Origin of the sequence: Leucobacter sp. M11, assembly GCF_035726885.1 — a bacterium.
Taxonomy (GTDB): domain Bacteria; phylum Actinomycetota; class Actinomycetes; order Actinomycetales; family Microbacteriaceae; genus JAPFRB01.
The window spans coordinates 591,297-591,531 of the sequence record NZ_JAPFRB010000001.1; the positions used below are offsets into that span (position 1 = coordinate 591,297).

1 protein-coding gene is annotated in these 235 nt (G+C 72.3%); it reads left to right on the top strand.

Annotated elements, in window-relative coordinates; all coding sequences use genetic code 11:
- Positions 1 to 12: 12 nt before the first annotated feature.
- The coding region (locus OOT08_RS03040) for an ATP-binding cassette domain-containing protein (RefSeq protein WP_325091068.1) at positions 13 to 235 on the top strand (223 nt) is incomplete at its 3' end.

Consider the following 235-nt stretch of genomic DNA (forward strand, 5'->3'; position numbering starts at 1 on the left):
AGCGAGCGCCCCGTGTTGGCCGTCAGCGGCCTGCAGGTGCGCTTCCCGGTGAAGACCAAGACGGGCACCGAGTGGGTGCAGGCGGTCCAGGACGCGTCCTTCTCCGTCCGCCGCGGGGAGACGCTCGGCCTGGTCGGCGAGTCCGGCTCGGGGAAGTCCACGATCGCCAACGCGCTGACCGGGCAGGTCGACCCCGTGGCGGGCACCGTGCTCCTGAACGACGAGGACGTGCTCG